Raw genomic sequence first — 24,493 nt, forward strand, 5'->3', positions numbered from 1 at the left:
CGCTGACACCACTGTCTAAAATTTAGCCACACGACATGGAAATATACAGTTTTCGACACTGTAGATTAGAGTTCCGGCGCCTCAACAGAGAAACAAGTCGCACGATCCGACGCTCTAAAGGTGCCCAATTACACAAGCTGCAGTCATATTGCCCACGCACAGCGCGGTGCCGCCACGTGCTGCAGGTGCCGTCAGCCTGAGCACCAAGAAACTGGGCAAAAAGACGGTGCTGGACACGTTTCACCAGTCCGGGTCATTTAAATGCCTGTTTCCCAGAACCACGACGTCTGATCTTGATGCGGTTCTCCTAAATACAGCAGGCGGCGTAACCGGAGGGGATTCGTTCCGATTTTCTGGCAAGGCTGCGGAAGGTACGGCGCTGACCTTAACAACTCAAGCCTGCGAGCGGGCCTATAAGGCCCAACCCGCCGAATGTGGCCAGATTACCAATCTTTTGACGGCCGGGGCTGGGGCCCGTTTGAACTGGTTGCCGCAAGAGACCATTCTGTTCAATGGCAGCGCATTGGATCGACGCCTCAGGATTGATATGGCGCCGGATGCCGAGATGCTGATGGTCGAGCCGCTGATCTTCGGTCGCGCCGCCATGGGTGAGACGCTGACCAACATTCGTTTGCGCGACCGGATTGAGATTCGGCGCGCAGGGACGCCAGTGTTTTTGGATGCGATTCGATTCTCTGGTGACTGGCACAAGCATTTCTCCGGACCGTATATAGCGAACGGCGCGGGAGCGATGGCACTGATCGTCTTTGCGTCGAAGGCAGCGGAGGGTCATCTGGATTCTGTTCGCCAATTGCTGCCGGAGGACGCCGGGGCGACCCTGCTCGGCAGTGACCTGCTCGTCACGCGGGTTCTGGCCCAAAACAGCTTTACCCTTCGCCGGACGTTAATGCCGGTTCTTCGCAAACTGAACAAAGACACACTCCCCCGATGCTGGATGCTCTGACATGAACCTGACACCTCGTGAAAAAGACAAACTGCTGGTCGCCATGGCCGCCGAGGTCGCCCGCAAACGGCTGGACCGCGGCGTCAAACTGAACCACCCTGAGGCTATCGCCCTGATCACCGACGCCGTGGTCGAGGGCGCGCGCGACGGCCGTTCAGTCGCCGACATGATGCAGTCCGGGGCTGAAGTGATCACCCGCGACCAATGCATGGAAGGCGTGCCCGAGATGATCCACGAGGTGCAGGTCGAAGCCACTTTCCCGGACGGCACCAAGCTTGTGACTGTTCATAACCCTATTCGTTAAACTTCAGAGGAGTTTCCCATGTACCGCATGCTGTTTCCCGCTCTTATTCTGGCTAGTCCGGCCGTGGCCCATTCGGACACCCATGTTCACGCTCATAGCAGTGACTATGCCCTGCTTGCAGCAGGGCTAGCATTGATCGCGGTCATCGCCATCACGGTGATAATGAAGCTGCCAAAATGACCCCCGGTGAGATCATACCCGCCGAGGGTTCACTGACGCTCAACGCAGGACGCAACAGTCGTCTTGTTGTTGTCGCCAATACCGGTGATCGACCCGTGCAGGTCGGTAGCCATTACCATTTCGCCGAAGCGAACTCCGCCTTGGATTTCGATCGCTATGCGGCCTTGGGGATGCGATTAGACATCCCTGCAGGTACTGCCGTGCGATTTGAGCCGGGTCAGACTCGCGAGGTTATTCTGGTGCCATATGACGGGCGCCGTCACATCTACGGTTTCAATATGCACATCATGGGGGCTTTGAAAGATGCCGGGCAAGATCAGCCGGAGTGACTATGCCTCCATGTTCGGCCCCACGGTCGGCGACAAAGTACGATTGGCAGATACGGATCTGATAATCGAGGTCGAGAAAGATCTGATTGTTGAGCGCGCAACGGCAGCCCGTTTCAGCGAAACCGGCCACCGCGAAGACGTTTACGGGGAAGAGGTCAAGTTCGGCGGTGGCAAAGTCATTCGTGATGGGATGGGGCAATCTCAGTTCACGCGAGCCGAAGGGGCGGTGGATACGGTGATCACCAACGCGCTGATCGTCGATCACTCCGGCATCTACAAAGCGGATGTGGGGTTGAAAGACGGGCGTATCGCCAGGATCGGCAAGGCCGGGAACCCCGACACTCAACCCGGCGTGGACATCATCATCGGTCCCGGTACCGAGATCATTGCAGGCGAAGGTCGCATTCTGACCGCAGGTGGGTTCGACAGTCATATCCACTTCATTTGCCCGCAACAGATCGAAGACGCGTTGCATTCCGGCTTGACCACTATGCTGGGTGGCGGCACCGGTCCAGCGCATGGAACGTTGGCGACCACCTGCACCCCTGGCCCATGGCATATCGGGCGGATGATGCAAGCGGCTGATGCTTTTCCGATGAATCTAGCGTTTGCAGGCAAGGGCAATGCCTCGCTGCCCCCAGCTCTTGAAGAGCAGGTCAAAGCCGGTGCCTGCGCTCTGAAGCTGCACGAGGATTGGGGCACCACCCCTGCCGCCATCGACTGCTGCCTGTCGGTGGCAGACGCGATGGATGTACAGGTTATGATCCACACTGACACACTCAATGAATCAGGCTTTGTCGAAAACACCGTGGCGGCCATAAAGGGTCGCACAATCCACGCCTTCCACACCGAAGGTGCGGGCGGTGGCCACGCCCCGGATATCATCAAGATCTGCGGCGAGAACCACGTTCTGCCGTCTTCGACGAACCCGACGCGGCCCTTCACCGTGAACACGGTCGAGGAACATCTGGATATGCTGATGGTCTGTCACCACCTCGACAAATCCATCCCCGAGGACGTGGCCTTTGCCGAAAGCCGTATCCGGCGCGAGACGATTGCGGCCGAGGATATCCTGCATGACATGGGCGCGTTCAGCATTATCGCATCAGACAGTCAGGCCATGGGTCGGGTCGGAGAGGTTTTGATCCGCACGTGGCAAACCGCGGACAAGATGAAGAAACAGCGCGGGCGTCTGCCCGAGGAAACCGGTGAGAACGACAACTTTCGCGTCCGCCGCTATATTGCGAAATACACCATCAACCCGGCCATTGCACATGGCCTGAGCCACGAGATTGGTAGTATCGAAGAAGGCAAACGCGCCGACCTGGTTCTTTGGAACCCGGCCTTTTTCGGTGTAAAGCCCGAGATGGTTCTGCTGGGCGGCACCATAGCCTGCGCGCAGATGGGCGATCCCAACGCGTCGATCCCTACACCGCAGCCGGTTTATAGTCGCCCAATGTTTGGCGCTTACGGACGGTCGGTGGAAAACTCGGCGATCACATTTGTCTCGCAGGCGGCCCATGCGGATGGGATCGGTGATACACTGGGATTGGCAAAGCAGACCGTCGCCGTCCAAAACACACGAGAAATTGGCAAGCAGGATCTTCTGCTGAACAACGCGACGCCGCATGTCGAAGTTGACCCGGAAACCTACGAGGTCCGGGCAGATGACGAACTGCTAACCTGCCAACCCGCCGAAACGCTGCCCATGGCACAGCGATACTTTTTATTCTGATCAAAAAGTGTGCTGCGTTGCGGCACATGCAAGGCAGAAATGACCAAACACGCTCTACTAAGTGAGGCCGACATGACAAATATTAAACCCCATGGGAGGACCACCGTTTACGAGGGTTCAAATGGCACACTCAGCAACACAGACAAACTCACGCTTTTCGCTGCCCGGTCTGATCGCATCCATCGGGTCATCCATCTACTCGGCTTTGATCAGCGTGGCCCAAGCCCAATCGCGTGTCAGGCAAGTCGAATTTCTGCAATCGCTCAGCGACGAAGAGCTGAAAAACCGTGGTCTGACGCGCGAACGGATCGTGCACCGGGTCTTTGCGGATTCGATCTGGCTCTGATCGTTTCCGTTGCAGAGGAGGCGATGGTATGACCGCCCTGCTCTGCACCGCCCGCCAATACTCGGATCACACACACGGCGATCCGACAGACTGCTTGTCTTTGACTTATGATGACCGCTTTTTGCGCCGCAAGGTTCTTACCTGCGAAAGCGGCGAGCAGATCCTCATCGATCTGGCACAAACGACCTCATTGAACCACGGCGGCGCGTTAATCTTGGATGACGGCCGCGAAGTAGAAATACAAGCTGCACGCGAAGCTTTGCTGGAGGTAACTGCCCCGGACCTGACGCGCATCGCATGGCATATCGGCAATCGCCATACGCCTTGTCAGATCGAAAAGGATCGCCTGATGATCCAGGTCGATCACGTTATCCGAGACATGCTTCTCAGAATAGGGGCTACCGTGCGAAAGGTGCACGAGCCGTTTACCCCCGAAGGCGGGGCCTATGGCCACGGCAGGACCCATGGCCACACCCACTGACGCCGATGTCCTGACACTGACCCAATGGTTGTCACCCGCCTATCCTGTGGGGGGGTTTGCCTACTCTCACGGGCTTGAGGCAGCGATTGACCGGGGAACTGTCGCGAATTCTCAGGATACCGAAGCCTGGATTTCAGATGTGCTGGAATATGGCTCTGGGTGGAATGATGCTCTGTTCGTTGTGGCGGCCTTCAATGCGCTGGACAAAGATGAATTGATCAACGTCGATGTCACGGCGAGGGCTTTTTGCGCGACATCCGAAAGGCTCATGGAAACCAATTTGCTGGGACAGGCCTTCGGGAATGTCACCAAAGGTGTCTGGGGATTGGACCTTAAGCGGTTCACTTACCCCGTCTCGATTGGTCGGTCTGCAAGACTACAAAACCTTCCATTGCTGCTGACGACCAAGATGTTTCTGCAAGCATTCGCAAGCAACCTTGTCGCATGTGCGACGCGCCTTGTGCCACTGGGACAGACTGATGCTCAAAGGCTGATCCGCCAACTGACGCCGCTGTGTTCCCAGATTGCTGAAAGAGCACAAAAGGCAAGTTTGGACGAGTTAAGCTCTACCACGTTTTTGGCGGACATCGCGTCCATGAAACACGAAACACAATATTCGAGGATATTTCGCACATGACGAGTATGCACGGCCCGCTTCGCGTAGGTATTGGTGGTCCGGTAGGCGCCGGAAAAACCACTTTAACCGCCGCCTTGTCTGAGGCGTTGCGCGATGTCTGCTCGGTGGGCGTTATAACCAACGACATTTATACGCAGGAAGATGCCGAAGCGCTAATGCGCATGCAGGTCCTGCCGCGGGACAGGATCATCGGCGTCGAAACGGGTGGTTGCCCGCATACAGCAATTCGCGAAGACGCCTCGATCAATTTGGCCGCTGTCGCGGAAATGCAGACACGCCATCCGGATCTCGACGTTGTTTTGATTGAAAGCGGAGGCGACAATCTATCGGCCACATTCAGCCCGGAACTGGCGGATCTGACCATCTACGTGATTGATGTCGCCGCAGGCGAAGAAATCCCCAGGAAAGGCGGGCCGGCGATTACGAAATCGGACATCCTTGTTATCAACAAGACCGACCTTGCGCCGCATGTTGGCGCTTCGCTGCAGGTTATGGAACGTGATGCGCAAAGAATGCGTAAAGGACGGCCCTTCTTGTTCTCGTCACTTCGCCACAGAAGCGGGGTCGACGAAATTGTGGATCTGCTCGTGAAAGGGGGAGGTTTAAAGATTTCGGAAGCGAATTTGTCCCAGGGACGAAGAGGCCAAGATTGCTCGCCAATTAGCCCAATCCCAAGTCCTTAAAACCAGTGCTTTGTTAAGGCGACTTGGACAGCGTCATCAAAAACGCAACTAAGTCTGCAATCTCTTGCTCAGACAAATTCAATTGCGAGAGAATGGCTTCACCGTCGGCGTGCAGCCTTTCCGTATTGATTTTGCTGTAATGCCGGATGACTGCGTTCAGATCACTTAGGCTGCCGTCATGCATGTACGGAGCGGTTTCAGACACTCCCCGCAAGCTGGGCGTGCGGAAGGTTCCAAAATCAGAATGGTTCCTTCGTACATTTCGAACCGCCCAAGCACCTTGTCTCTTCGGATCATCATTCCAGTTGCCGTCCAGTGTGTAGGGGCTTGAGAATAAAAAGTTCAGCCCAGCGAACCGCCCTTCGTCAACCTCGATTTCATTCAGAAAATATGGCACTCCAGCGTCGTGGAACTCGTTGTTGGAAAATCTCGGACCATTGTGGCACAACACACAGTTTCCACGCCCTATGAACAGCTGAAGACCTCGCTGTGCAGCTTCGGGGTAGCTCGCAGCCGCTGCTAGATCTTGATTCTCCAATGCATCGCGGAAATCGTCAAACTGTGTCCGGTCCGTAGCCAAAGTTTCCAAGTAGGCGGATAGAGTTTTGGCAATGTTCACCAGCACAAGCTCTGAATCTTGAACCTGAATGTCGCCAAACGTGGCTTCAAATTCATCAATGTAGGTACTTTCTGAGATAGCAGTTTTTAGGCTATCGGCACTGTGGGCCATCTCTTGTTTTTCAATGATCGGATGCAGGCTAGCTGCCCAAAGGTTATCGCTTTTGCCACCCCAACCATACCAGCGGAGTCCGGCCAGGTTCCGCAGCGATGGAGTGTTTCGATCTAACAGTACACGGCCGAGCGCACGCGCCTCTGGCGTTGTAAATGCCTGTTCAGGATCATGACAACTTGCACAAGAAAATGCACCGTCGACGGACAACACCGGATCGTTGAATAAGGCCTCTCCAAGCGCGATCGCTCTGGCATTGTTCGAAACCCTATTGCTTGGGTCCGAATGGAAGGATGGTGGCCAAGGCCCAAAGGAAAGCGTTTGTTCAATTTCGTCTACAGATAACAAGACCTCTGCACGCACTGCACCTGTCAGGGCTATTAACGCAGCTGTAAACCACAGTTTCATTTCAGCGTAATTTCTGACGTATAGAAAATTGATTGGCCATTGATGTCGACATCGGCCTGCAGCTCCCACAAACCCGGCATGTGAAACAGCATATCATCAACGCGGAACGCTCCGCCGCCCAAGGCGGTAACTTTGGGGGTATAGTTCATACCATGTCGATGTGCGGGCATGGTTGCATCCACACGCATCTGGCCCACGTCAGTTTCACTACAAATAGAAACCAGTACGGAAAACGGTCGAGCCAACGGGATTTCATCGACGGACAGATAAACCTCGGGTGCGTTTTGAACTTCCGAATTCATACGTTGCCCAGTTACGTCACAAGCAAAAGCCGTGCTGGACCAAATCATAAACCAGACAGCGCTGCGGATCATTCTGATGCCAGCAAACGTTCTGCGTTGGCATAGGCGATGTTGTCCGCAATCTGGTCCGGCAGCAAATCCAGCCATTCACGCGAAAAATCGGCATGAGGTCCTACGTAATACCAACGTTCCGGCGCAAATGTGTCCGTGCCGACCATGAAACGATCCGGATGGGCTTCGAAAGCCGCCTTCCAATCCGGGTCGATACGGCCTCGTGAGGTCATGTCGGAACGAAACGCCAGATCGGCCCAAAGCCTGGGATAGGTGTCCAGCGCGTCAACAACGCTCGCTGGATCATCAAAGCCAGAGTGCGCCCACAAGACCCGAGCTTCAGGCCAGGTTTCGAAGATCAGGTCAACTGCCTCTCGATCACCATGGTGATGCAGGATGAGGTTCCGCTCTTTGGCTAGTGCAATCATACGTTGGATGACCGGCGTTTTGATATCGTCGCCGTAAGCGTGAAACTCACCGATGGCTTCGTACTTGTTCATTGCCAGATTTGCTTCCAGATACTCGATTACGGTTTCATCGTGCATCCAGGTGCTGATTTCACCGCGACGCCGGTAAGGGCGCAGTGCCGGAACAACAATGTCCGGTGCCGCGGCCAACAACAGCTGAGTACCATTGTCATCAGAGCTGGAGACCAGGGCTTTACGAACGCCCGCATCTCGAAGGATTTTGGCCACCTGTTCGGGAGGAACCAGTTTGACGGCATCGTGGCTGTAATGAATATGCGCGTCAAAGATCGGGCGCTCTTCTGCGATAGCACTACTGCAAATCAGCGCGGCACCAAATATGAAGATATGTTTCAGCACCTCAAGCCTCCTCAATATCGTTCAGACTTTGGCAAGCTTCACATCGAACTTCACGTGCAAGAAAGGTTCAGTGATCTTACCAGAAAGCTCCATGCCATCAGGAAATTCTGAAACTGGCCTTTCAATATAGGTCATCACCAGATCATCCCGAACACCAAACACTGTATCCTGATCCAAATAAGGATCGTCGTCGGGGAAAATCTCAGTGACCAAAGAACGGAAGCCAGGAGCTTTGACGATATAGTGCAGGTGCGAAGGTCGCCAGGGATGGCGGCCGCAGGCGCGCAGGATATCCCCGACCGGCCCATCTGACGGTACCGTGTATTCAACTGGCTTGACGGTCGTGAATGCATACTTACCGTCGTCACCGGTAGTCATCAGGCCGTGAAAAGAATAGGTGTCCTGTTCTTCGTCCTGGCTTGCATACATTCCATTCGGTGCGGTTTGCCAGATATCCAGCTCAGCACCGGAAATCGGATTACCATCGATGTCCCGGATCACGCCTTCAGCAAGCAGCACAGGCCCACCGTAGTGGCGCTTCATATCCCCGCCGAATGGCAGAGGCGGCGCGCCAGAGACATGGAAAGGGCCAAGTACGGACGAACTTGTTGCATCAGAACTTGAATGCAACATATCCACCAATGACGACAGGCCCAGCACATCCGAGGCGAGCACGAACTCATGCCTGTCCTCTGATTCCACGGCAGCGCATCCCTCCAGAAACGCAATCCCGGCGCGCCATTCGTCATGTGTCAAGTTGGTTTCTCGCGCGAAGTCGTGGAGGTGTTTGACCAGTGACCCCATGATTTCTCTCATCCGCGGATCGGTGTCCTTGGACAGGTATCCCATGAACACGTCGGTGATATTGTCTTTGGTGACAGAGCGCATCTGGGCCTCCTTAAATCAGGGCAAGGCTGAGGATCGGGAACTCGATCAGAATAAACAGAACGATCAGCATCACGAACGCAAAGGGAAGTGCGCCCATAAACACATCCTTGAGCGATATTCGGTCATCGTTGATCGTCGATTTGATGACGAAGCAAGATATGCCCAAAGGCGGGGTCAAAAGCCCGATTTCGGCGCCGACCACAGTGATTATGCCAAACCAGATCAACGACATGTCCAGGGCTTCGGCCATGGGCAGGAACAGCGGGACGACGATCAGAATGATGGACGCCGTATCGAGCAAAGTTCCCAGAAAAAGCATCAAGAGAACGTAGAGCAGCATGATCGACCAAAAGGACGCGGAATTTCCCGCGAGCAAATCCTGCAACTGATTGGGCAGCCCGGCCAGCCCCAGCATGCGACTATAGATCGAAGCCGCCGTAATCAGGAACAAGATCGCCGCTGTAATGTGACCGGTTTCCAGCAACGCGTCCCAGAACGCTCTTGGTGTCATGGACTTGCGCACGACGGCGATCACGAGCGCAACCAGTGCCCCGGCGGCACCCGCCTCGACAGCGGTTAGCCATCCTGTGTAAATGCCACCGAGCACTACCGTGATAATGAACAATGTGGGCAGGGTCTTGGATGCGATCTCGCGTCTGGACATCCATTCGGTGTCTTCAACGACCCGGCCGCCCACAAATGCAGGTGTGAAGCGGCCCATCAACCAGATCGCGCCCACATAAGCTATCGCCAGCATGATACCGGGTATTACCCCCGCCAGAAACATGTCCCCTACGGACTGCTCAGCGACAAAGGAATAGATGATCAGCATCGCCGAGGGTGGAATAATCATCCCCAAAACCGACGACCCGGCCACCACGCCAACAGCAAAACGTGGATTATATGCCTGCGCCATCATCTGCGGGACCGAGACCTTGGTGAACACTGATGCGGACGCAATGGACGACCCGGTAACGGCCGCAAACACGGCATTGGCTCCGACGGTCGCCATTCCGATACCGCCTTTGACCTTGCGGAACCGCATGGTCATGACTTCGTAAATGTCCCTGCCTAGTCCCGCTTTTGAAACGATGAGCCCCATAAAGGTAAACAACGGGATGGTCGCGAAACTGTATTCCATCGCGCTGTCGCCCACCGCAACCTTCAGCAGATTGAGCGCAAGCGTGAAGTTATCTCGCATCAGCCAGATCGACACGAAGGAGACCACGCCCAAAGCAATCGGAATGTAGACGCCAGCGTAGATCAGGAAGACGATTGCAACGACCGAGATCAGGCCAATCTCAATCGGCGTCATTCTGCGGCCTCGTCATGTTCAGGGGTGCGGACAAGCTGCGGGCGGTCCTGCGCCGTGACGACCTTAAGCAGGAAGATCACGCAGGCAAGCGCAGTACCGCACGCGATGACCAGTTTGACCGGCCACCATGGCAATGTGAAAAGACCGGGTACCCCGAAGTAGTCCTGCGTCTCCCACATATGCAGGAACTCTGGGAAGGTCACATACGCAATCAAGGCCATGAAGATTGCAGATATGGCGTTGATGATGCACCTCAGGCTGGCTGTCACACCCGGGCGGCGATGGTGCAGCAGGTTCAGGAACCCGTCTGAGCGCGTCAGCCGATCCACTCTGACGACGTCGGCCAACTGCAAGAAAACGATCATCACGACCGAAAACTGGACCATCTCGTAGGTCCCGCGCAGAGGGGCTGAAAACAGGCCACGCGCGATGACGTCAATATTCAGAATGACCACCAACGCAAGGACAACGATAGTACCCAAAGCGTTGGCAGCGATTGCAAGCGAATTGGCGACCCGAGACAAGCCAGCAACTGCGGTCTTCAGCATGAAAGGCCCCTTTCGTGGATCGCCAACCGGTTATTTAGCCGTCCAGTCACGCACACCGGTAAATCCGGCATCCTGAAGCTTGCCGAGGTAAGCGGCCAGCATCTCTGTGCCCTGCTCGCCGTTATCGTTCAGCGTCGCGGCCCATTCCTGCGCGACATTCGGCATGGCGTTTGCCCAAGCGGCACGGTCTTCGTCCGAAACCTCAACGATTGTTCCACCCGCTTCTACATACGCATCCCGCGAAGCAGCGGCGCGGTCCATCGCGATGCCGGCGACATGGTCACGGTAGTCGATGGCGACGGCCTTTAACACTTCTTTGACTTCGTCCGGGAGGCTAGCCCAGTAGTCGGCATTGACGGTGATGGTCTTGGAATTCACTGCTCCCAGATCAGCCTTGAGCATGTACGGCGCTACTTCCGCGATCTTAAACGTCTTTGCGGCTTCGGGCCAAAGCATGCCGCAGTCGACCAGGCCGGTTTGAAGCATGTTGTAGAAATCGGTTAGTCCCCCGCGTACACCAGCGGCATCCTTGATCCCTTCAAGATAACGCAGGTTCAGGCCTGCTCCCGCGATTTTGCGGCCCTCAAGATCGGCAACCGAAGAAACAGGTTCCGTGCAGAAGATTTGATAGGTGTCGAGCACAACGCCGGTAGCAAGATAAACTTGGTTCTGTGCGGCGAACTCGTTTTGCATCGCCGGGTATTCACGAGCGATTTCATCAACAGCCTTGGCGACGGCGCGGGAATCCGATGCCACAAAAGGTGTCGAGCCCGATATTCCTTGGCTGGGAAGCTTCGAAGAATGGAAGATTGTGGTAACGATGCCAATGTCTCCTAATCCCAGCTGAATACCTTCCAGAACACCCTTGGGCTTGACGATCGAACCGCCGTAGTTCTCTTGCCAGCTCATCTTGTAGTTGCCGGAATCGGCCAACCGCTTGTCCACTTCTGGAATGAAGAAGTTGGTGAATTCTTTCACCCACAACGCGCGGTCGGGATAGCCATCAATTACGACAGCAGAGATGGTCTCTTCTGCCGCGAGGGGCATCGCCATGGCGCCCGCCAGAGCAGCGCCCACTAGGCTGCGTTTGGTCCAGTTTTTCATTTCTCTCCTCCCAGAAAGTTGGGTCTTTTGTCTTTATTTGTTTGTTTTGACCCAGTTGACGGTCAGGTCAGTGCCTGCCGCTTCGAACAGTTTTGCAATGGCGCAATACTTGGCTGACTCCTCGCCCACGAGTGTCAGCTCCTCCTGACTGGCGGGTGTCTCACAATTCACGGTGAGTTCGATTTCCGGAAACGGAACATCAATCTCCTCTTCCATCAGGACACCGCGCCGATCCAGCCTGCATTTCGCGTCGATTGTCACAGCGCCGAGGTCGACCCCCAACCGATGTGCGTTCTTGTGCCCGATGACATTCGTACAGGCGATCAGCGCGGCCATGGCGGTTTCCGTCGGAGAGGGCCCTTGATTGGTGCCGCCGCGCTCGACGGGTTCGTCGATTGTGACGTTCAGATCGCGGATGGGAATTTCGGTGCGCGCATGTGTCGGGCACTGGGCCGTTGTCCGATAGGTCACGACGGGTTTTACATTCATGGCCATTGCGTCACCTCCTCATGCATAAGTGCAGACCTTTTCGAAGGGAAAACGTGGAAGCTTCTGGAACAATCCGGTCTCGTCCGCGTAGCCCAGATTGCAAAGAAAATTGGACTTGAGCGTCGTACCCGCGAAGAACTCCTCATCGACGATCTTGTTCAAAAAACCTGACATGGCGCCGACGTCCAACCCGACCGCCCGGGCCGCAATCATGAAGTAAGCGCCCTGAAGCGTGCCATTTCGAAAGGCCGTGTCTGCCACGTAGTCGGGCTTGTTTTCGAACAATGGCCGACGGTCTTCGTGCGGGAAAAGAAAGGGCAGTTCCTTCCAGAAGTCCATGTCATAGGCAATGATCGCCGTGACCGGAGCATCCATCATCTTTGGCACATTCTTCGGCTTTAAAGACTTTGCAAGCCGCTCTTTCCCTTCAGAACTTTTCACGAAAACGAAGCGCGCGGGCAACGTATTCATGCTGGTCGCGCCGTTGATCGTGATGTCGTAGATCTCTTCAAGTATTTCGTCAGAAACAGGCTTGTTGGTCCACGCGTAGTGCGATCTGGATTCGCGCAGGATCAAGGCGATCGCGTCATCCGACAAGCGTGGAATGCGCGCGCGCAGATCGCGGTGATCTTGCTGCGCCTTAGCGCGAAGTGCCTCCAGCTCTGCTCCGGTTGGTGCGCTCATGCTGCAGCCACCTTGGACTTGGCGTCCTTTTCGTCAATGATTGGGCTGGCGCAGATTCCGATGCCTTCAATCTCGACCTCAACGGTTTCGCCGGGCTTCAGCCAACGGGGATTGGGCTTTTTGGCGTGTCCGACACCGGGCGGCGTACCCAGCGCAATCAGATCCCCCGGCTCCAGAGTAGTATATTCCGAAATCGTCGCGATGACCTGACAAACCCCCCAAATCATGTTGGCGGTATTCGAGCTTTGAAGGATTTCATCACCCACACGGCTTTCGATCTTCAGACCTGATGCCCCTTCGGGCAACTCATCCGGCGTTACGGTGAAAGGGCCGATCGCGCCCGTGTCATCAAAGTTTTTGCCGGGTGTCCACTGAACGGTTTTGCGCTGATAGTCCCGCAGCGAACCATCGTTGAATACAGTGTAGCCAAAGACATAATCCAGTGCGTCCTGCTCCGAGATATGGCGGCCGCGTTTTCCAACGATCAGCATAAGTTCGGCTTCGTAGTCGAGCTTCTGGGAACAGGCAGGCCGTACCATAGGTTGCCCTGCCGCCATGATCGAATTCTTCCCGCGCATGAACAGCGTCGGATATTCCGGGATGTCATACCCGCCTTCCTTGATGTGGTCCGTGTAGTTCAACCCCATGCAAATAATCGTTCCGGGAGCAGCAACGGGCAATGCCGGAGTGATGGAAGACACGGGCACACTGTCTGCCGCGTCAATTTTGCTGGCAAGTGAGTCGGCCAGTTCAGGCTTGGCTATCAAACCCATCAAATCCGAACCGACGGCAGGGTCCAAAGCCGTTAGATTCACTGCGTTTTTACCGTCTACAGCAAAAACCGCCGTGCCTTCCGAAGTCTCTCCCACCAGGTATTTCATTTTCACCATCCATGTCAGTTCGCTTGATTTTTGCCGACTATTTTGCCATATGTCAAATAATATCGATATTTTTGGAGATAGCAAATGGTTACTTGGGCAGACTACAAATCAGAAGCAAAAAGCCGCGGTGCGCTTGCTTTGGAGCTTTACGTCGCGCTCAGCACGCCAGCCAAAGCGCCGAATGATGTAAAGGCGTCACTGCCAGATCACTTGGCGTATCAGACGCAGCTGGAACGTTTGGGGCAGCTGGCTTTTGCAGGCCCCATGTCGGATGAAACTGGAGAGCATATGCAGGGGATGGGACTGATCATCTATCGCGCCGACAGCCTTGAATCCGCCCGGAAGCTGGCCGAAGACGATCCTATGCACAAAAGTGGGGCACGTAGTTTTGTACTTCGGCGCTGGTTGATCAACGAAGGCTCGCTGAACATTTCAGTTGGTCTATCGACTGGAACGAGTGCCTTCAGTTAAGTGCACTCAAGAGTATTTGCCGCGAAATAGGAACAGTCGGATATGGACGCCATGCTTGATACTGAGGGCAAAGAGACATCAGCCACTCATGGAGCGTATCGAAAGCTGCGCGAATTAATCCTGACCGGCGAATTACCTCCGGGTCAAAAACTCAAGATCGAACAGCTTCGCGGGCTTTTGGACACTGGCGCTAGTCCAGTTCGGGAAGCGCTTAGCCTTTTGACTTCGGACATGTTGGTCGAGCGGATTGATCAGCGCGGATTTCGGGCAGCGCCAGTCAGCAAGTGTAACTTTGAGGAAATCCTTCTGCTTCGATGCAACCTTGAAGAAACCGCATTGCGCGCTTCCATCACCAATGCGGATGCGGCCTGGGAAGACCGGCTTGTCTTGCGTCACCATCATATGAAAAAGGCCAGCCAGAACGGGGCACAAGACTTTGAGGACGCTCACAAGGCGTTTCATATGGCCTTGTTGGACAATTCGAAACTGCCGTTGCTGCTGCGGTATTGCTCGCAGCTTTACGACCTGAACATTCGCTACCGCTATCTGGCAGCCGGCGGGTCGAGTTACAAAAAACGAGACATCGCCGCCGAACATCAGCAAATCTTGGACGCCGCATTAAATCACGACGCAGACGGCGCAACTCGGCACCTAATCGATCACTACCGCCGAACAGGTGAGTACCTTAGCAGCCAGATGGAGCCCTGAAATGCAGCAGAATTGGTTTCTGGGTGATCTACTAAACCAATTGCTGGACCGCCCTGACAAAAGGCGTGGCAAGGATGACAAACGGTCCATTTCCGAACTATGTGAGGCGCTTTTATCTGCGGAAGGTGAAGTTTCAGGATTCACGCTCGCGTCTACGATCCTTGAGCGCTACCACACTCTGAATGATGCAGAGAAACTAGACTTTTTTGTCTATTTGAATGACCAACTTGAGTTGGACGCAAAACAGCTTTCTGAAGCAGCCCGCCTCTACGCCAGCGACCAAAGTGTCAAACTTTATCAAAGGCTTAGTGAAGTTTCAGAGCCACGGCGGCAAGAGTTATTGCGACGGCTGAACCAGCCGTCTGGTGCGACACAGGAACTTGTAGCCATGCGCGTTGATCTGCTGCGCTTTCTCAAATCCAAACCGGAACTCAAGCGAACGGATATCGATTTCGTCCATTTATTGCGCAGCTGGTTCAACCGAGGCTTTCTGGTCCTCAAGCAAATTAGCTGGGACACCCCTGCCCGCGTTCTGGATAAGATCGTCGCCTATGAAGCGGTGCACCAGATCAACGATCTGGACGACTTACGGCGACGGCTCTACCCACCGGACCGTCGATGTTTTGCGTTCTTCCACCCCTCGATGCCAGATGAGCCACTGATTTTTGTTGAGGTCGCTCTGACCGCTGAAATCCCGAATGCAATAGATACGCTTCTATCCGAAGCACGAGAACCGATCGAAACCGAGCAGGCAAAGGTCGCGGCGTTCTATTCCATTTCAAACTGCCAAAAGGGTTTGGCGGGCATCAGCTTTGGGAATCTATTGATAAAGCAGGTTGTGACCGAGCTTTCGCGGGAGCTTCGCGGGCTTGATACCTTTGTGACATTGTCGCCGATACCGGGGCTAAACCGGTGGCTGTCTCGTGAAACAGACAACCCGGAACACGGGCATGCCGCCGAGGCCGTGCTTGCAGAAACAGCAACACCGCAGGACGTGCGCGCGATGGCCGCCCGGTACTTGATTTTCGCCAAGCGCGAAGATGGAATGCCGCTTGACCCTGTGGCGCGCTTTCACTTGGGAAATGGTGCCGAGCTTCATGAACTGCATGCCCAGGCAGATCAGTCGCCAAACGGACGCGCCCAGTCCGGAGGTGCGATGGTCAATTACCTTTACGATTTGAACAAAACAGAACGTTACCACGAAGAATTCGCGACACGTGCCACGATCCAAGCCTCGCGTTCAATTCGCGCGGCTTCAACTGCGACGCTTGCAGTAAAGCCTAGGGAAAATACAGCGTGACTAATACACTTTACGACAGTTTGTTTGCCCGCCATGAGGGCAACACGGCTCCATTCCTGCAACTCGATAATGGCCAGGTGGTTACTTATGATGCGTTTCTGCAGCGCACCGCGCAAATCGCGCATGTCTTGCAGAACAGCGGAGTTTCCCCCGGCGACCGCATCGTTGTGCAAGCGCCCAAGCAGGCTGACACGATTGCGCTCTATGCCGCTTCGGTTCAGGCAGGTGCTGTCTACCTGCCCCTAAACACCGCCTATACCATGGCAGAGTTGGACTATTTCATCTCTGATGCGCAACCTGCGTTAATCGTTTGCGACAGCAACGACAAAGTTGAATTCGAGCAATTGGCAACCCGGTCCGGCGCAAAGCTGCTGACCTTGGGTAGCAAAAATTCAAGCCTGAGCCGCGATGCGGACGCACAACCTTGTGCATTCGAAACCGTGGATCGCGCGCCAGAAGACCTCGCGGCGCTTCTTTACACTTCAGGTACCACGGGCCGGTCCAAGGGCGCGATGCTCAGCCACCGAAACCTGCTGTCCAATGCCCAAGCCCTTGTGGATATGTGGGGTATCACCGACGCTGATCGCTTAATTCACGCGTTGCCCATCTTTCATACGCACGGGCTTTTCGTGGCGATGAACACATCACTACTCGCCGGTTCCAAAGTGCGGCTAATGAAAAATTTCGACACTGATATGATCTTGGAAGAACTGCCGAATTCAACCCTTCTGATGGGTGTCCCCACTTTCTATACCCGGTTGCTGGCGGATGATGGTTTCACCGACGAGATCACAGAGAACATGCGTCTGTTCATTTCCGGTTCAGCCCCTTTGCTGGCAGAGACCCATGTGGCGTTCGAAACGCGCACCGGCCACCGTATCCTTGAGCGCTATGGTATGACCGAAACGAACATGAACACCTCTAACCCTTATAGAGGTGAGCGTCGCGCGGGAACTGTTGGTATGGCCCTACCCGGCACCGAGGTGATCGTAACCAACCCTAAAACTGGAGAACCGCTACCCCAGGGCGATGTCGGAATGATCGAAGTGCGTGGCCCCAATGTTTTTCAGGGCTATTGGCAAATGCCCGAAAAAACGGCTGAAGAGCTTCGAGAAAATGGATTTTTCATCACCGGAGATCTGGGCCAATACAGCGAGGATGGCTACCTGTCGATAGTAGGTCGGTCAAAGGACCTGATCATTACCGGTGGTTACAACGTCTACCCCAAAGAAATTGAAGACGTTTTGAACGATGTCGATGGTGTTCAGGAATCGGCGGTCTTCGGGGTTCCCGACGACGAATTTGGAGAAGCAATTATTGCTGCTTTGGTTGCCGAGCCTGGAGCACAGCTTCAGGTGGAACAGATCGAGTCGATCATCAGAAACAAGCTGTCGCGATTCAAACATCCTCGTCGCTACGAACTCGTCCAGGAGTTGCCGCGAAACACTATGGGAAAAGTTCAAAAGAACGTGCTGCGCGAACGGTACGCGAACAAGGAACTATCACCGGCGGCATCTTAGGAAGCCTATCCAGACGCTCAATCAAATCAAGACCTTCAGATCGGATACTACCCACCCTTCAGACTGCCAAACTCATCAGGAGATCCACAATGACTCGCATGACCGCAAAAGACTTCGACCAGGAACTTCTGGACCTGTATGACTTTTACGCGCACGGCAAGATCACCAAGCGCCAATTCCTGGACCGCGCAGGCAAGTTCGCGGTCGGCGGCGTGACAGCGGTCGCGCTGCTGAACATGCTCAGCCCGAACTACGCGATGGCTCAGCAAGTGTCGTTCAACGATCCTGATATCCACGCGGACTACATCACCTACCCTTCACCGAATGGAACCGGTGATGTTCGCGGCTACCTTGTCCGACCCGCCGGCGTTGAAGAGCCCCTGCCCGCGGTATTGGTAATCCACGAAAACCGCGGCCTTAACCCCTACATCGAAGATGTGGCGCGCCGATTGGCGAAGGCCGGGTTTATGGCACTGGCCCCCGATGGTCTGACGTCAGTGGGAGGATACCCAGGCAACGACGCGGATGGGCGCGAGCTGCAAAAGACAGTGGACCGGGTCGAATTGATGAACGATTTCTTCAATGGATTTGAATATCTATTGAACCGAGATGATTGCACTGGAAAGGTCGGCGCTGTTGGTTTCTGCTACGGCGGCGGTGTGGTCAGCGCAATTGCTGTGGCCTATCCCGAACTGGCCGCTGGTGTCCCGTTCTACGGGCGCCAGCCAGCGGCCGAGGATGTGGCCAAAATTCAAGCGCCGTTGCTTGTTCAGATGGGTGAGCTCGACGAACGCATCAACGCGGGCTGGCCAGACTTTGAGGCCGCCCTGCAGGCCAACGACAAGGTATACGAGGCCTATATTTACGAAAACACCAACCACGGTTTTCATAACGACAGCACGCCACGCTATGACGAGGAGATGGCAAACCTGGCCTGGGACCGCACAATTGAATGGTTCAAAACCTATCTGGAGTAATTGGGGTGTGCTGCGAAGCCATTCTTGCGTTGATATCGCTTTGCCGACGCCCACAATGCACTGAGAGTATTTCCCGGGAAGCCCAAGCATTCTAACTTACTTAGTAAGATAGAACGCTATGAGCCCTTGGCCCTTCCAGTCCGATGGATGCCTTTGAGACAGGGGCTATCAACCGCCAAATGACTGTCGACGATGACGACCATCCGCCGCTCATTGGATACTATCGTGGCCACTAGTGCTTCTCTTCGCGGCATTGACGAGGGCACCGCCGCGAAGGTGGCCAGAAAGTTCCGAAAGGTAATGTAAGCGGACATACGGCGTCGTATGAACGAATGTCGGAAATGGGCCGTCAGCGCTTGCCATCAGGGCATAAAGCCGGGTCGCCTGCTAGATGATCCAGAAGCGCGCGTACCCGAGTTGTAATGCGCCTGTTCTGCGGAAACAGCGCAGCGACGACATATGGCGACACTCGGTTTTCGGGAAAAAGCTCGACCAGATCGCCGGAGTGCAATGCGTCGGCGACGGTGTAGGCGGGGCACCGTGCGATGGCTGCGCCTTGTGCAGCAAGGCGCGCTGATGCCGCGGGGGCGTTCATTCGGAAGCGCCCATTGACATGGACGGCCTCTTCATGACCGCTGATACTGAACCTCCACACCGTGGGCTCAGTCATGTTGCCATCGAGGATGCATTCATGCGATGCAAGAGCTCGCGGATGGCTCGGGCGCCCTGCGCGCTCCAGATAGGCCGGTGAGGCACAGACAACCAGGGGCATGCGGCCCAATTGCCGAACCTTGAGCGAGCTGTCCCGCATGGGGCCAATCCTGACAGCGAGGTCGAGGCCCTCCTCAACAATTGACGCTCTGCGATCAGAGAACTTTAGATCAAGCTCCACATTGGGATGTTTCTCGGCAAACTTGGCGAGTGAAGGGATCAAACGCAATACGCCAAACCCCGTTGGCGCCGAAATATGGATTACGCCGCGCAACGAGGTCTGCTCATTTCTGACCCGGTCTTCGAGCTCGTCAAACCCGTCTAGAAGTGGCTCGCACAGCGTCAGGTATGTTGCCCCGACATCTGTCAAAGAGACGCTACGCGTCGTGCGATTGAGCAGCTGCACACCAAGCGCGTTTTCCAGATCAGCGACGTATTTGCTGACCAAACGCGCAGACCGCCCCATGCGCTGCGCTGCAACGGTAAAAGACGCATTCTTTGCGACCAGCGCAAAGGCCCGCATGCGATCGATTTTGTCCACTTATTGCGCCCTTTCAGGGCTTAAACTTGGGCAACAATAGGCGATTATCATCATTGGGTGCAACCTATATTGGTCATTCAGCAGCTCAAATTTACTGGAGATACACATGTCCAACGCCGTTCGCATTCATCATTTCGCAAAATCAGGCCACGCACATCGCGCCTTGGTCTTTGCAAAACTCGCTGGGATTGCACATGATGCCGTTCCTGTTGATCTGGCCGCTGGTGCGCATAAATCACCTGAATTTCTTGCCATGAACCCGAATGGGCAAGTCCCGGTTCTAGAGGATGGCGAGGTTGTTGTGTCCGACTCGAACGCGATCCTTGTCTATCTTGCGCGGACCTATGCACCTGATTGGATGCCAACTGATCCGGTCGGAGAAGCCAATGTGCAGCGCTGGCTCACGTTGGCGGCTGGAGAGATTGCATTTGGGACCTGTGCTGCACGGTTGATTACCGTTTTTGGCGCGCCGCTGGATCCAGAGTTCGCCGCTGCGACTGCCGAAAAAGCAATGCAAAAACTGGAACACGGGCTCACTGGCAGCGATTGGCTTGTGGGCGCACGGCCCACGATCGCTGATGTGGCGAGCTATTCTTATACGGCACACGCACCGGAAGGGAATGTCTCTCTCGAGCCCTACCCGAACATCCGCGCTTGGCTCGCTCGGTTCGAGGCGTTGCCTGGTTTTGAACCCATGCCGGCAACCGCTGTTGGTCTTGTTGCAGAGTGAAAGGGCAAACCCATGACGACCGAAGCCCAACGGCATCCTTTGCCACCGTTCTCATTAGAAACCGCCATTCAAAAGGTGCGCCTCGCTGAGGACGGCTGGAACGGCCGGGATCCGGCCAAGGTCGCGCTGGCCTACACGCCGGACAGCAAGTGGCGCAACCGGATCGAGTTTCCCCAAGGGCGCGATCAGATTGAGGAGTTCTTGACCCGGAAGTGGGCCAAGGAACTGGACTACCGTCTGATCAAAGAGCTTTGGGCACATGACGGCAATCGCATCGCGGTCCGCTACGCCTATGAGTACCACGATGACAGCGGAAACTGGTTCCGGGCCTATGGCAATGAAAATTGGGAGTTCGACAAGGATGGCTACATGGAACGCCGGTTTGCCAGCATCAATGAGCACCCCATCCAAGAGGCGGATCGAAAGTTCCGCTGGCCGTTGGGGCGCCGTCCGGATGACCACCCCGGTCTGAGCGATTTAGGGCTCTGACGCGGCGAACGTGAATGGATCAAGCGATGGCACAGATACATAAATCGCACAGAGGTGAGTTGATGCTGCAAGAGCGGCGTCACACTCCCAAAGAGCTGAGCGATGCGATTCCGCACTACATCGAAAGCGACATGCCGAAACAGCATGCGGATTTCTTTTCGGGTCTGTCCAATTTGCCGCTCGCAACGCTTGATCGTCAGGGGCGCCCATGGGTCAGCCTTCTAGTCACACAGTCAGACAACGACCCATCCGTTGGCATTCAGATTGATGGCCGGAACAGCACACATGTGGTGGCGGAAACCAATCCGCATGACCCGTTCTTGCGCGCTGTGGACCAAGATCCAGCATCGGGCCTTGAGGCGCGGCTTTTTGCCGGGGTTGGGATCGACTTCGCCAATCGCCGACGAAACAAAATCGCGGGTTCCATACGTGCCGCAAGTGTCGAGGGCGGAGGGAAGATCAAGTTACAGCTCTTGTCTGATCAGCACCTGGGGAACTGCCCCAAGTACATCACTGTCCGTAACCTGGTGCACGACAAGCGCAGTCCTGAAATTGTCCATGACAGCTTTGACGCGCCCATATCTGCGTTGCCTGATGAGGCCAAATCCGTTGTGGCGCGCGCAAGTACTGTGTTTCTGGCGACAAAACACACAAGTGATGACACCGCTGCAGGTGTTCAGACCGATATGGGCGTCAACCATCGCGGTGGCGCGCCCGGCTTTATCCGCCTCTATGAAGAGGACGATGGGGCACAGGTCACGACCTATTTGATGCTGCCCGATCATTCTGGCAATCGCTTCTACCAGTCGCTGGGCAATATCGAAACGGACCCGCAGGTTGGGCTGGTCTTTCCAGACTTTGCAACGGGTGGGATCCTCTACATCACGGGGGACGCCGAAAATCTGCTTGGGGATGACGCAGACGCTTTGATGCCGCGCTTGAGCCTGCTGACACGTATCAAGGTGACGGGCGCGGTTTTCGTGCGCGGAGGCCTGAACCTCAAGTTGGCATCACCAGAGCAGCTCTCCCCCTACAATCCGCCGGTCAAATACTTGCGCGCAGAGTTGGAGCAGATGGGGCACGCAATCGAGGCGCACGCCGCCGCAATCCCATTGACCGCCAAGCTTGTCGCAACAAAACCGCTGTCCAGCACAATCAGTACCTTCGAATTCGCGCTGTCTAAACCGATCAAAGCCCCGTTGCCGGGCGGATTTGGCGTCTTTGGCTTCTCAGACCTCGTGGACGCCGGATATAGCCACATGAATGAGGCAAACCCTCAGCTTGTGAACGAGGACTACGTCCGCACATGGACGCTTTCCAGCGCGCCTAAGTTTGACAAAGAGAGTAACGCCTTTCGCACGACCAATCGGGTAAGTGTTACGGTCAAACGCAAACCAGGCGGTCTGATGTCCAATGTTCTGCACTCCAACGCGGAAAAGCTGATCGCGCACAAACTTCCAGTTCAGTTCAAGGGTACCGGCGCGGGCTTTTCCTGTTTTTCCGAAGCGGTCGAGGGCAGCCGCCCAAACCTCCCAGAAAAGATGCTTTGGATCGCGGGCGGTGTTGGCATCACCCCATTTATGGCGATGTGGGACGGGATCAAACGAGTGGCAACGGCTTACCCGCAGCACCGGTCAATCGATATCGTGCTTCTGTTTTCCGGCCGGGACGATGACATCGCAGTTCTGCAGCACTTTGCGGAGCAAAACGGCTCTGTTTCGGATCAGGTGACACTACGTATTGTCGCGTTTCAAAGCGCGGGCGAAAACCCATTGGCTGCGAAATCTGCACGCGATGGTTTGGACGCAACATTCACCGATCAGCCGCTCAAGCTTGAGGAGCGACGCATGCATAGCGCAGACATTCAATCGGTCACGCATCTCGGAATGCGAGATGTGTATATGTGCGGTCCTGAAGCTATGATGACCAGCACGGACGCGGCACTCAAAGAGTTGGGCATTGAGGAAGCAAAACGTCATCGCGAGACATTTGTGTTTTGATAGGGGGACAAAAAACCTGATGATGACTTTTCAGGACAGGATCATCAACTCTGTGGTTGGGTTTAGGAAAGGCGTTCACCGACTCGAAACCGGACTCCTTAGTGCTGTCCCGGACCAATGACCGCTAAGTAGGTTGCACTCGCAGAAACTGAACGCTTCGCTCAAGGTCCGGTTTGGGCCGCGAGAAACAGCAAACCGACACCCAAAAAAGTTGGAACTAAGTTCTATCTCCAGCAACTGATCTGCAGCTCAGGATCTATTCTCATTTTCTAATAGGAGAATTTTTTGGGATACCTTCCAGTGTCGAGCGTCCACCTTGTTTCTGGTCCAACTGTGACGGTTGGGTCGCCCCCATCCGCGTTCGCCACGTGGCAGATCAGCAGGAACAGGCGCCTTCGGCGTCTGATCTGCAAATCAGCCCTGATTTTCCCAAAAGGAAGTCAGGATCAATGAAATCGGTCTAAGTGCTGGATGAAGGAAGTGAGGCGAAAATGGCAAGGTTCTGTCGCTGGTGGCAGAACTATGTGTCGCCTGACACAAGTTGTCGGGCGACACATAGTTCTGCCATTCAACGACAGCTAAGTCATTGATATTGAATCATTCAGTTTTCATGGGCGCACGAGTTTTGCCATTTGCGACTCAAAGGCTTTCCATCGCGTTGGAGCAGCCGAAAGAGTCTATTCCGGTTTTTGATCGTCCTCATCCGCACAGATCACATCTAAATCACTCAAGATTTCGGCCAGTTCTTCTCTGACAAGCTTTAGCCGTGCTACTGATAGCGCTTCGCTCCGTCCGGCCAATTCGAGCACGACTGCAAAAACTGTGTCTGAATGTTTCATCAATGCGATCAGGTTCTCGCCTGTTGGTCCGTATGAGCCAGATATCCAGTTCTTAGCCGTTCGTTCACTTGCTCCAGTCCACCGCATCGTTGATTTTGTAGCTCGCCCTGCCCCACCCAGTTCTTGAGAGAGAGCGTCGCTGATCGCCTCCCTGTATTCTGACGCCGATACGCGCTCGTCGCACTTTCGATGAAACGTGTTGCCCTTTTTATGAAACATGTTTCCGGACCTCTCCCTTTAGGATTGAGAAAGGAATCGCAGAGTTCCCGTATAGGTTTGCAAATTTGAGTGGTGGGAGCCGCAGCATTGAGTTGGCCGAAGAAC

At 55.1% G+C, this 24,493-nt stretch carries 29 protein-coding genes; 17 read left to right on the forward strand and 12 right to left on the reverse strand.

What is annotated here, in order from left to right; genetic code table 11:
* Window positions 1-148: 148 nt before the first annotated feature.
* From ACR0JR_RS16455 to ureG, 9 genes are all read left to right on the forward strand, one after another.
* A complete protein-coding gene (locus ACR0JR_RS16455; protein ID WP_480457068.1) occupies window positions 149-964 on the forward strand; it encodes an urease accessory protein UreD in 816 nt (271 codons plus the stop codon).
* A gap of 1 nt (window position 965) precedes the next feature.
* Window positions 966-1,268: an urease subunit gamma gene (locus tag ACR0JR_RS16460; protein ID WP_010437457.1), complete on the forward strand. Its 303-nt coding sequence runs from the start codon at window positions 966-968 to the stop codon at window positions 1,266-1,268.
* Between the two features lie 18 nt (window positions 1,269-1,286).
* A complete protein-coding gene (locus tag ACR0JR_RS16465) occupies window positions 1,287-1,448 on the forward strand; it encodes a hypothetical protein (protein WP_010437456.1) in 162 nt (53 codons plus the stop codon).
* The gene (locus ACR0JR_RS16470) at window positions 1,445-1,777 is read left to right on the forward strand and encodes an urease subunit beta (protein ID WP_480457069.1); all 333 of its coding nucleotides are present in this window, start codon (window positions 1,445-1,447) and stop codon (window positions 1,775-1,777) included. Before ACR0JR_RS16465 ends, ACR0JR_RS16470 begins: the two co-directional genes overlap by 4 nt.
* Window positions 1,752-3,512: an urease subunit alpha gene (gene ureC, locus ACR0JR_RS16475; RefSeq protein WP_480457070.1), complete on the forward strand. Its 1,761-nt coding sequence runs from the start codon at window positions 1,752-1,754 to the stop codon at window positions 3,510-3,512. The genes ACR0JR_RS16470 and ureC overlap by 26 nt, the downstream gene beginning before the upstream one ends.
* A 121-nt stretch (window positions 3,513-3,633) precedes the next feature.
* On the forward strand, window positions 3,634-3,858 hold the full coding sequence (locus ACR0JR_RS16480) for a hypothetical protein (RefSeq protein WP_170771246.1): 225 nt from the start codon (window positions 3,634-3,636) through the stop codon (window positions 3,856-3,858).
* 28 nt (window positions 3,859-3,886) lie between these two features.
* Entirely contained in the window at window positions 3,887-4,339 is a 453-nt protein-coding gene (locus ACR0JR_RS16485; protein ID WP_480457071.1) for an urease accessory protein UreE, read from the forward strand.
* Window positions 4,323-4,976 carry an urease accessory protein UreF gene (locus ACR0JR_RS16490; protein WP_480457072.1) on the forward strand — a complete coding sequence of 218 codons (654 nt, stop codon included), beginning with the start codon at window positions 4,323-4,325 and terminating at the stop codon, window positions 4,974-4,976. The genes ACR0JR_RS16485 and ACR0JR_RS16490 overlap by 17 nt, the downstream gene beginning before the upstream one ends.
* Entirely contained in the window at window positions 4,973-5,659 is a 687-nt protein-coding gene (gene ureG, locus ACR0JR_RS16495; protein WP_480457073.1) for an urease accessory protein UreG, read from the forward strand. The genes ACR0JR_RS16490 and ureG overlap by 4 nt, the downstream gene beginning before the upstream one ends.
* Before the next feature lie 13 nt (window positions 5,660-5,672).
* On the opposite strand, the gene ACR0JR_RS16500 is transcribed toward ureG, so the two are convergent.
* Genes ACR0JR_RS16500 through ACR0JR_RS16545 form a run of 10 tightly spaced genes read right to left on the reverse strand, consistent with a single transcriptional unit; the run spans window position 5,673 to window position 13,883 of the window.
* Entirely contained in the window at window positions 5,673-6,797 is a 1,125-nt protein-coding gene (locus tag ACR0JR_RS16500; RefSeq protein ID WP_480457074.1) for a cytochrome-c peroxidase, read from the reverse strand.
* Window positions 6,794-7,171 (reverse strand): hypothetical protein, encoded by a 378-nt coding sequence (locus ACR0JR_RS16505; protein WP_480457075.1) that lies wholly within the window; start codon window positions 7,169-7,171, stop codon window positions 6,794-6,796. Before ACR0JR_RS16505 ends, ACR0JR_RS16500 begins: the two co-directional genes overlap by 4 nt.
* Window positions 7,168-7,974 carry an amidohydrolase family protein gene (locus tag ACR0JR_RS16510; protein WP_480457076.1) on the reverse strand — a complete coding sequence of 269 codons (807 nt, stop codon included), beginning with the start codon at window positions 7,972-7,974 and terminating at the stop codon, window positions 7,168-7,170. The genes ACR0JR_RS16505 and ACR0JR_RS16510 overlap by 4 nt, the downstream gene beginning before the upstream one ends.
* A gap of 21 nt (window positions 7,975-7,995) precedes the next feature.
* Window positions 7,996-8,862 carry a dioxygenase family protein gene (locus tag ACR0JR_RS16515; RefSeq protein WP_010437379.1) on the reverse strand — a complete coding sequence of 289 codons (867 nt, stop codon included), beginning with the start codon at window positions 8,860-8,862 and terminating at the stop codon, window positions 7,996-7,998.
* A 10-nt stretch (window positions 8,863-8,872) separates the two neighbouring features.
* Window positions 8,873-10,177 carry a TRAP transporter large permease subunit gene (locus ACR0JR_RS16520; RefSeq protein WP_170771305.1) on the reverse strand — a complete coding sequence of 435 codons (1,305 nt, stop codon included), beginning with the start codon at window positions 10,175-10,177 and terminating at the stop codon, window positions 8,873-8,875.
* On the reverse strand, window positions 10,174-10,725 hold the full coding sequence (locus ACR0JR_RS16525; protein WP_480457077.1) for a TRAP transporter small permease subunit: 552 nt from the start codon (window positions 10,723-10,725) through the stop codon (window positions 10,174-10,176). The genes ACR0JR_RS16520 and ACR0JR_RS16525 overlap by 4 nt, the downstream gene beginning before the upstream one ends.
* 30 nt (window positions 10,726-10,755) lie before the next feature.
* Window positions 10,756-11,829 (reverse strand): C4-dicarboxylate TRAP transporter substrate-binding protein, encoded by a 1,074-nt coding sequence (locus ACR0JR_RS16530; protein ID WP_480457078.1) that lies wholly within the window; start codon window positions 11,827-11,829, stop codon window positions 10,756-10,758.
* A 33-nt stretch (window positions 11,830-11,862) separates the two neighbouring features.
* Window positions 11,863-12,324, reverse strand: a complete 462-nt coding sequence (locus tag ACR0JR_RS16535) for an OsmC family protein (RefSeq protein WP_480457079.1) — start codon at window positions 12,322-12,324, stop codon at window positions 11,863-11,865.
* A 12-nt stretch (window positions 12,325-12,336) separates the two neighbouring features.
* Entirely contained in the window at window positions 12,337-13,002 is a 666-nt protein-coding gene (locus tag ACR0JR_RS16540) for a malonic semialdehyde reductase (protein WP_480457080.1), read from the reverse strand.
* Complete coding sequence (locus tag ACR0JR_RS16545; RefSeq protein WP_480457082.1) at window positions 12,999-13,883, reverse strand: fumarylacetoacetate hydrolase family protein; 885 nt, start codon at window positions 13,881-13,883, stop codon at window positions 12,999-13,001. Before ACR0JR_RS16545 ends, ACR0JR_RS16540 begins: the two co-directional genes overlap by 4 nt.
* Window positions 13,884-13,967: 84 nt before the next feature.
* On the opposite strand from ACR0JR_RS16545, the gene ACR0JR_RS16550 reads away from it, so the two are divergent.
* The 5 genes from ACR0JR_RS16550 (at window position 13,968) to yghX (ending at window position 18,859) form a co-directional block, all read left to right on the forward strand.
* Complete coding sequence (locus tag ACR0JR_RS16550; protein WP_480457083.1) at window positions 13,968-14,354, forward strand: YciI family protein; 387 nt, start codon at window positions 13,968-13,970, stop codon at window positions 14,352-14,354.
* 51 nt (window positions 14,355-14,405) lie between these two features.
* Window positions 14,406-15,062 (forward strand): GntR family transcriptional regulator, encoded by a 657-nt coding sequence (locus tag ACR0JR_RS16555; protein WP_238528745.1) that lies wholly within the window; start codon window positions 14,406-14,408, stop codon window positions 15,060-15,062.
* Window position 15,063: 1 nt separating this feature from the next.
* A complete protein-coding gene (locus ACR0JR_RS16560; protein ID WP_480457084.1) occupies window positions 15,064-16,362 on the forward strand; it encodes a malonyl-CoA decarboxylase in 1,299 nt (432 codons plus the stop codon).
* A complete protein-coding gene (locus ACR0JR_RS16565) occupies window positions 16,359-17,882 on the forward strand; it encodes a malonate--CoA ligase (RefSeq protein WP_480457085.1) in 1,524 nt (507 codons plus the stop codon). The genes ACR0JR_RS16560 and ACR0JR_RS16565 overlap by 4 nt, the downstream gene beginning before the upstream one ends.
* Before the next feature lie 89 nt (window positions 17,883-17,971).
* Window positions 17,972-18,859, forward strand: a complete 888-nt coding sequence (yghX, locus tag ACR0JR_RS16570; RefSeq protein ID WP_170724761.1) for a YghX family hydrolase — start codon at window positions 17,972-17,974, stop codon at window positions 18,857-18,859.
* A 349-nt stretch (window positions 18,860-19,208) separates the two neighbouring features.
* Here the strand turns inward: yghX and ACR0JR_RS16575 are convergent, their stop codons facing one another.
* Complete coding sequence (locus ACR0JR_RS16575; RefSeq protein WP_480457086.1) at window positions 19,209-20,111, reverse strand: LysR family transcriptional regulator; 903 nt, start codon at window positions 20,109-20,111, stop codon at window positions 19,209-19,211.
* A 106-nt stretch (window positions 20,112-20,217) separates the two neighbouring features.
* Here ACR0JR_RS16575 and ACR0JR_RS16580 point away from each other — a divergent pair, with 106 nt between their 5' ends.
* The 3 genes from ACR0JR_RS16580 to ACR0JR_RS16590 are packed head-to-tail and all read left to right on the forward strand — an operon-like array spanning window position 20,218 to window position 23,330.
* Window positions 20,218-20,841 carry a glutathione S-transferase family protein gene (locus ACR0JR_RS16580; RefSeq protein WP_480457087.1) on the forward strand — a complete coding sequence of 208 codons (624 nt, stop codon included), beginning with the start codon at window positions 20,218-20,220 and terminating at the stop codon, window positions 20,839-20,841.
* A gap of 12 nt (window positions 20,842-20,853) precedes the next feature.
* Window positions 20,854-21,330 carry a nuclear transport factor 2 family protein gene (locus tag ACR0JR_RS16585; RefSeq protein ID WP_010437354.1) on the forward strand — a complete coding sequence of 159 codons (477 nt, stop codon included), beginning with the start codon at window positions 20,854-20,856 and terminating at the stop codon, window positions 21,328-21,330.
* A 26-nt stretch (window positions 21,331-21,356) separates the two neighbouring features.
* On the forward strand, window positions 21,357-23,330 hold the full coding sequence (locus ACR0JR_RS16590; RefSeq protein WP_480457088.1) for a pyridoxamine 5'-phosphate oxidase family protein: 1,974 nt from the start codon (window positions 21,357-21,359) through the stop codon (window positions 23,328-23,330).
* A 677-nt stretch (window positions 23,331-24,007) separates the two neighbouring features.
* Here the strand turns inward: ACR0JR_RS16590 and ACR0JR_RS16595 are convergent.
* A complete protein-coding gene (locus ACR0JR_RS16595) occupies window positions 24,008-24,388 on the reverse strand; it encodes a hypothetical protein (protein WP_480457089.1) in 381 nt (126 codons plus the stop codon).
* Window positions 24,389-24,493: the final 105 nt, after the last annotated feature.

The sequence above is a fragment of the Ruegeria sp. AA3 genome (assembly GCF_056542905.1).

Excerpts from the sequence above, each read along its gene's own strand:
- ACR0JR_RS16460 (WP_010437457.1), top strand. The coding sequence starts at position 966 with ATGAACCTGACACCTCGTGAAAAAGACAAACTGCTGGTCGCCATGGCC.
- ACR0JR_RS16465 (WP_010437456.1), top strand. The coding sequence starts at position 1,287 with ATGTACCGCATGCTGTTTCCCGCTCTTATTCTGGCTAGTCCGGCCGTG.
- ACR0JR_RS16470 (WP_480457069.1), top strand. The coding sequence starts at position 1,445 with ATGACCCCCGGTGAGATCATACCCGCCGAGGGTTCACTGACGCTCAAC.
- ureC (WP_480457070.1), top strand. The coding sequence starts at position 1,752 with ATGCCGGGCAAGATCAGCCGGAGTGACTATGCCTCCATGTTCGGCCCC.
- ACR0JR_RS16480 (WP_170771246.1), top strand. The coding sequence starts at position 3,634 with ATGGCACACTCAGCAACACAGACAAACTCACGCTTTTCGCTGCCCGGT.
- ACR0JR_RS16485 (WP_480457071.1), top strand. The coding sequence starts at position 3,887 with ATGACCGCCCTGCTCTGCACCGCCCGCCAATACTCGGATCACACACAC.
- ACR0JR_RS16490 (WP_480457072.1), top strand. The coding sequence starts at position 4,323 with ATGGCCACACCCACTGACGCCGATGTCCTGACACTGACCCAATGGTTG.
- ureG (WP_480457073.1), top strand. The coding sequence starts at position 4,973 with ATGACGAGTATGCACGGCCCGCTTCGCGTAGGTATTGGTGGTCCGGTA.
- ACR0JR_RS16500 (WP_480457074.1), bottom strand. The coding sequence starts at position 6,797 with ATGAAACTGTGGTTTACAGCTGCGTTAATAGCCCTGACAGGTGCAGTG.
- ACR0JR_RS16505 (WP_480457075.1), bottom strand. The coding sequence starts at position 7,171 with ATGATCCGCAGCGCTGTCTGGTTTATGATTTGGTCCAGCACGGCTTTT.
- ACR0JR_RS16515 (WP_010437379.1), bottom strand. The coding sequence starts at position 8,862 with ATGCGCTCTGTCACCAAAGACAATATCACCGACGTGTTCATGGGATAC.
- ACR0JR_RS16520 (WP_170771305.1), bottom strand. The coding sequence starts at position 10,177 with ATGACGCCGATTGAGATTGGCCTGATCTCGGTCGTTGCAATCGTCTTC.
- ACR0JR_RS16525 (WP_480457077.1), bottom strand. The coding sequence starts at position 10,725 with ATGCTGAAGACCGCAGTTGCTGGCTTGTCTCGGGTCGCCAATTCGCTT.
- ACR0JR_RS16530 (WP_480457078.1), bottom strand. The coding sequence starts at position 11,829 with ATGAAAAACTGGACCAAACGCAGCCTAGTGGGCGCTGCTCTGGCGGGC.
- ACR0JR_RS16535 (WP_480457079.1), bottom strand. The coding sequence starts at position 12,324 with ATGGCCATGAATGTAAAACCCGTCGTGACCTATCGGACAACGGCCCAG.
- ACR0JR_RS16540 (WP_480457080.1), bottom strand. The coding sequence starts at position 13,002 with ATGAGCGCACCAACCGGAGCAGAGCTGGAGGCACTTCGCGCTAAGGCG.
- ACR0JR_RS16545 (WP_480457082.1), bottom strand. The coding sequence starts at position 13,883 with ATGAAATACCTGGTGGGAGAGACTTCGGAAGGCACGGCGGTTTTTGCT.
- ACR0JR_RS16550 (WP_480457083.1), top strand. The coding sequence starts at position 13,968 with ATGGTTACTTGGGCAGACTACAAATCAGAAGCAAAAAGCCGCGGTGCG.
- ACR0JR_RS16555 (WP_238528745.1), top strand. The coding sequence starts at position 14,406 with ATGCTTGATACTGAGGGCAAAGAGACATCAGCCACTCATGGAGCGTAT.
- ACR0JR_RS16560 (WP_480457084.1), top strand. The coding sequence starts at position 15,064 with ATGCAGCAGAATTGGTTTCTGGGTGATCTACTAAACCAATTGCTGGAC.
- yghX (WP_170724761.1), top strand. The coding sequence starts at position 17,972 with ATGACTCGCATGACCGCAAAAGACTTCGACCAGGAACTTCTGGACCTG.
- ACR0JR_RS16580 (WP_480457087.1), top strand. The coding sequence starts at position 20,218 with ATGTCCAACGCCGTTCGCATTCATCATTTCGCAAAATCAGGCCACGCA.
- ACR0JR_RS16585 (WP_010437354.1), top strand. The coding sequence starts at position 20,854 with ATGACGACCGAAGCCCAACGGCATCCTTTGCCACCGTTCTCATTAGAA.
- ACR0JR_RS16590 (WP_480457088.1), top strand. The coding sequence starts at position 21,357 with ATGGCACAGATACATAAATCGCACAGAGGTGAGTTGATGCTGCAAGAG.
- ACR0JR_RS16595 (WP_480457089.1), bottom strand. The coding sequence starts at position 24,388 with ATGTTTCATAAAAAGGGCAACACGTTTCATCGAAAGTGCGACGAGCGC.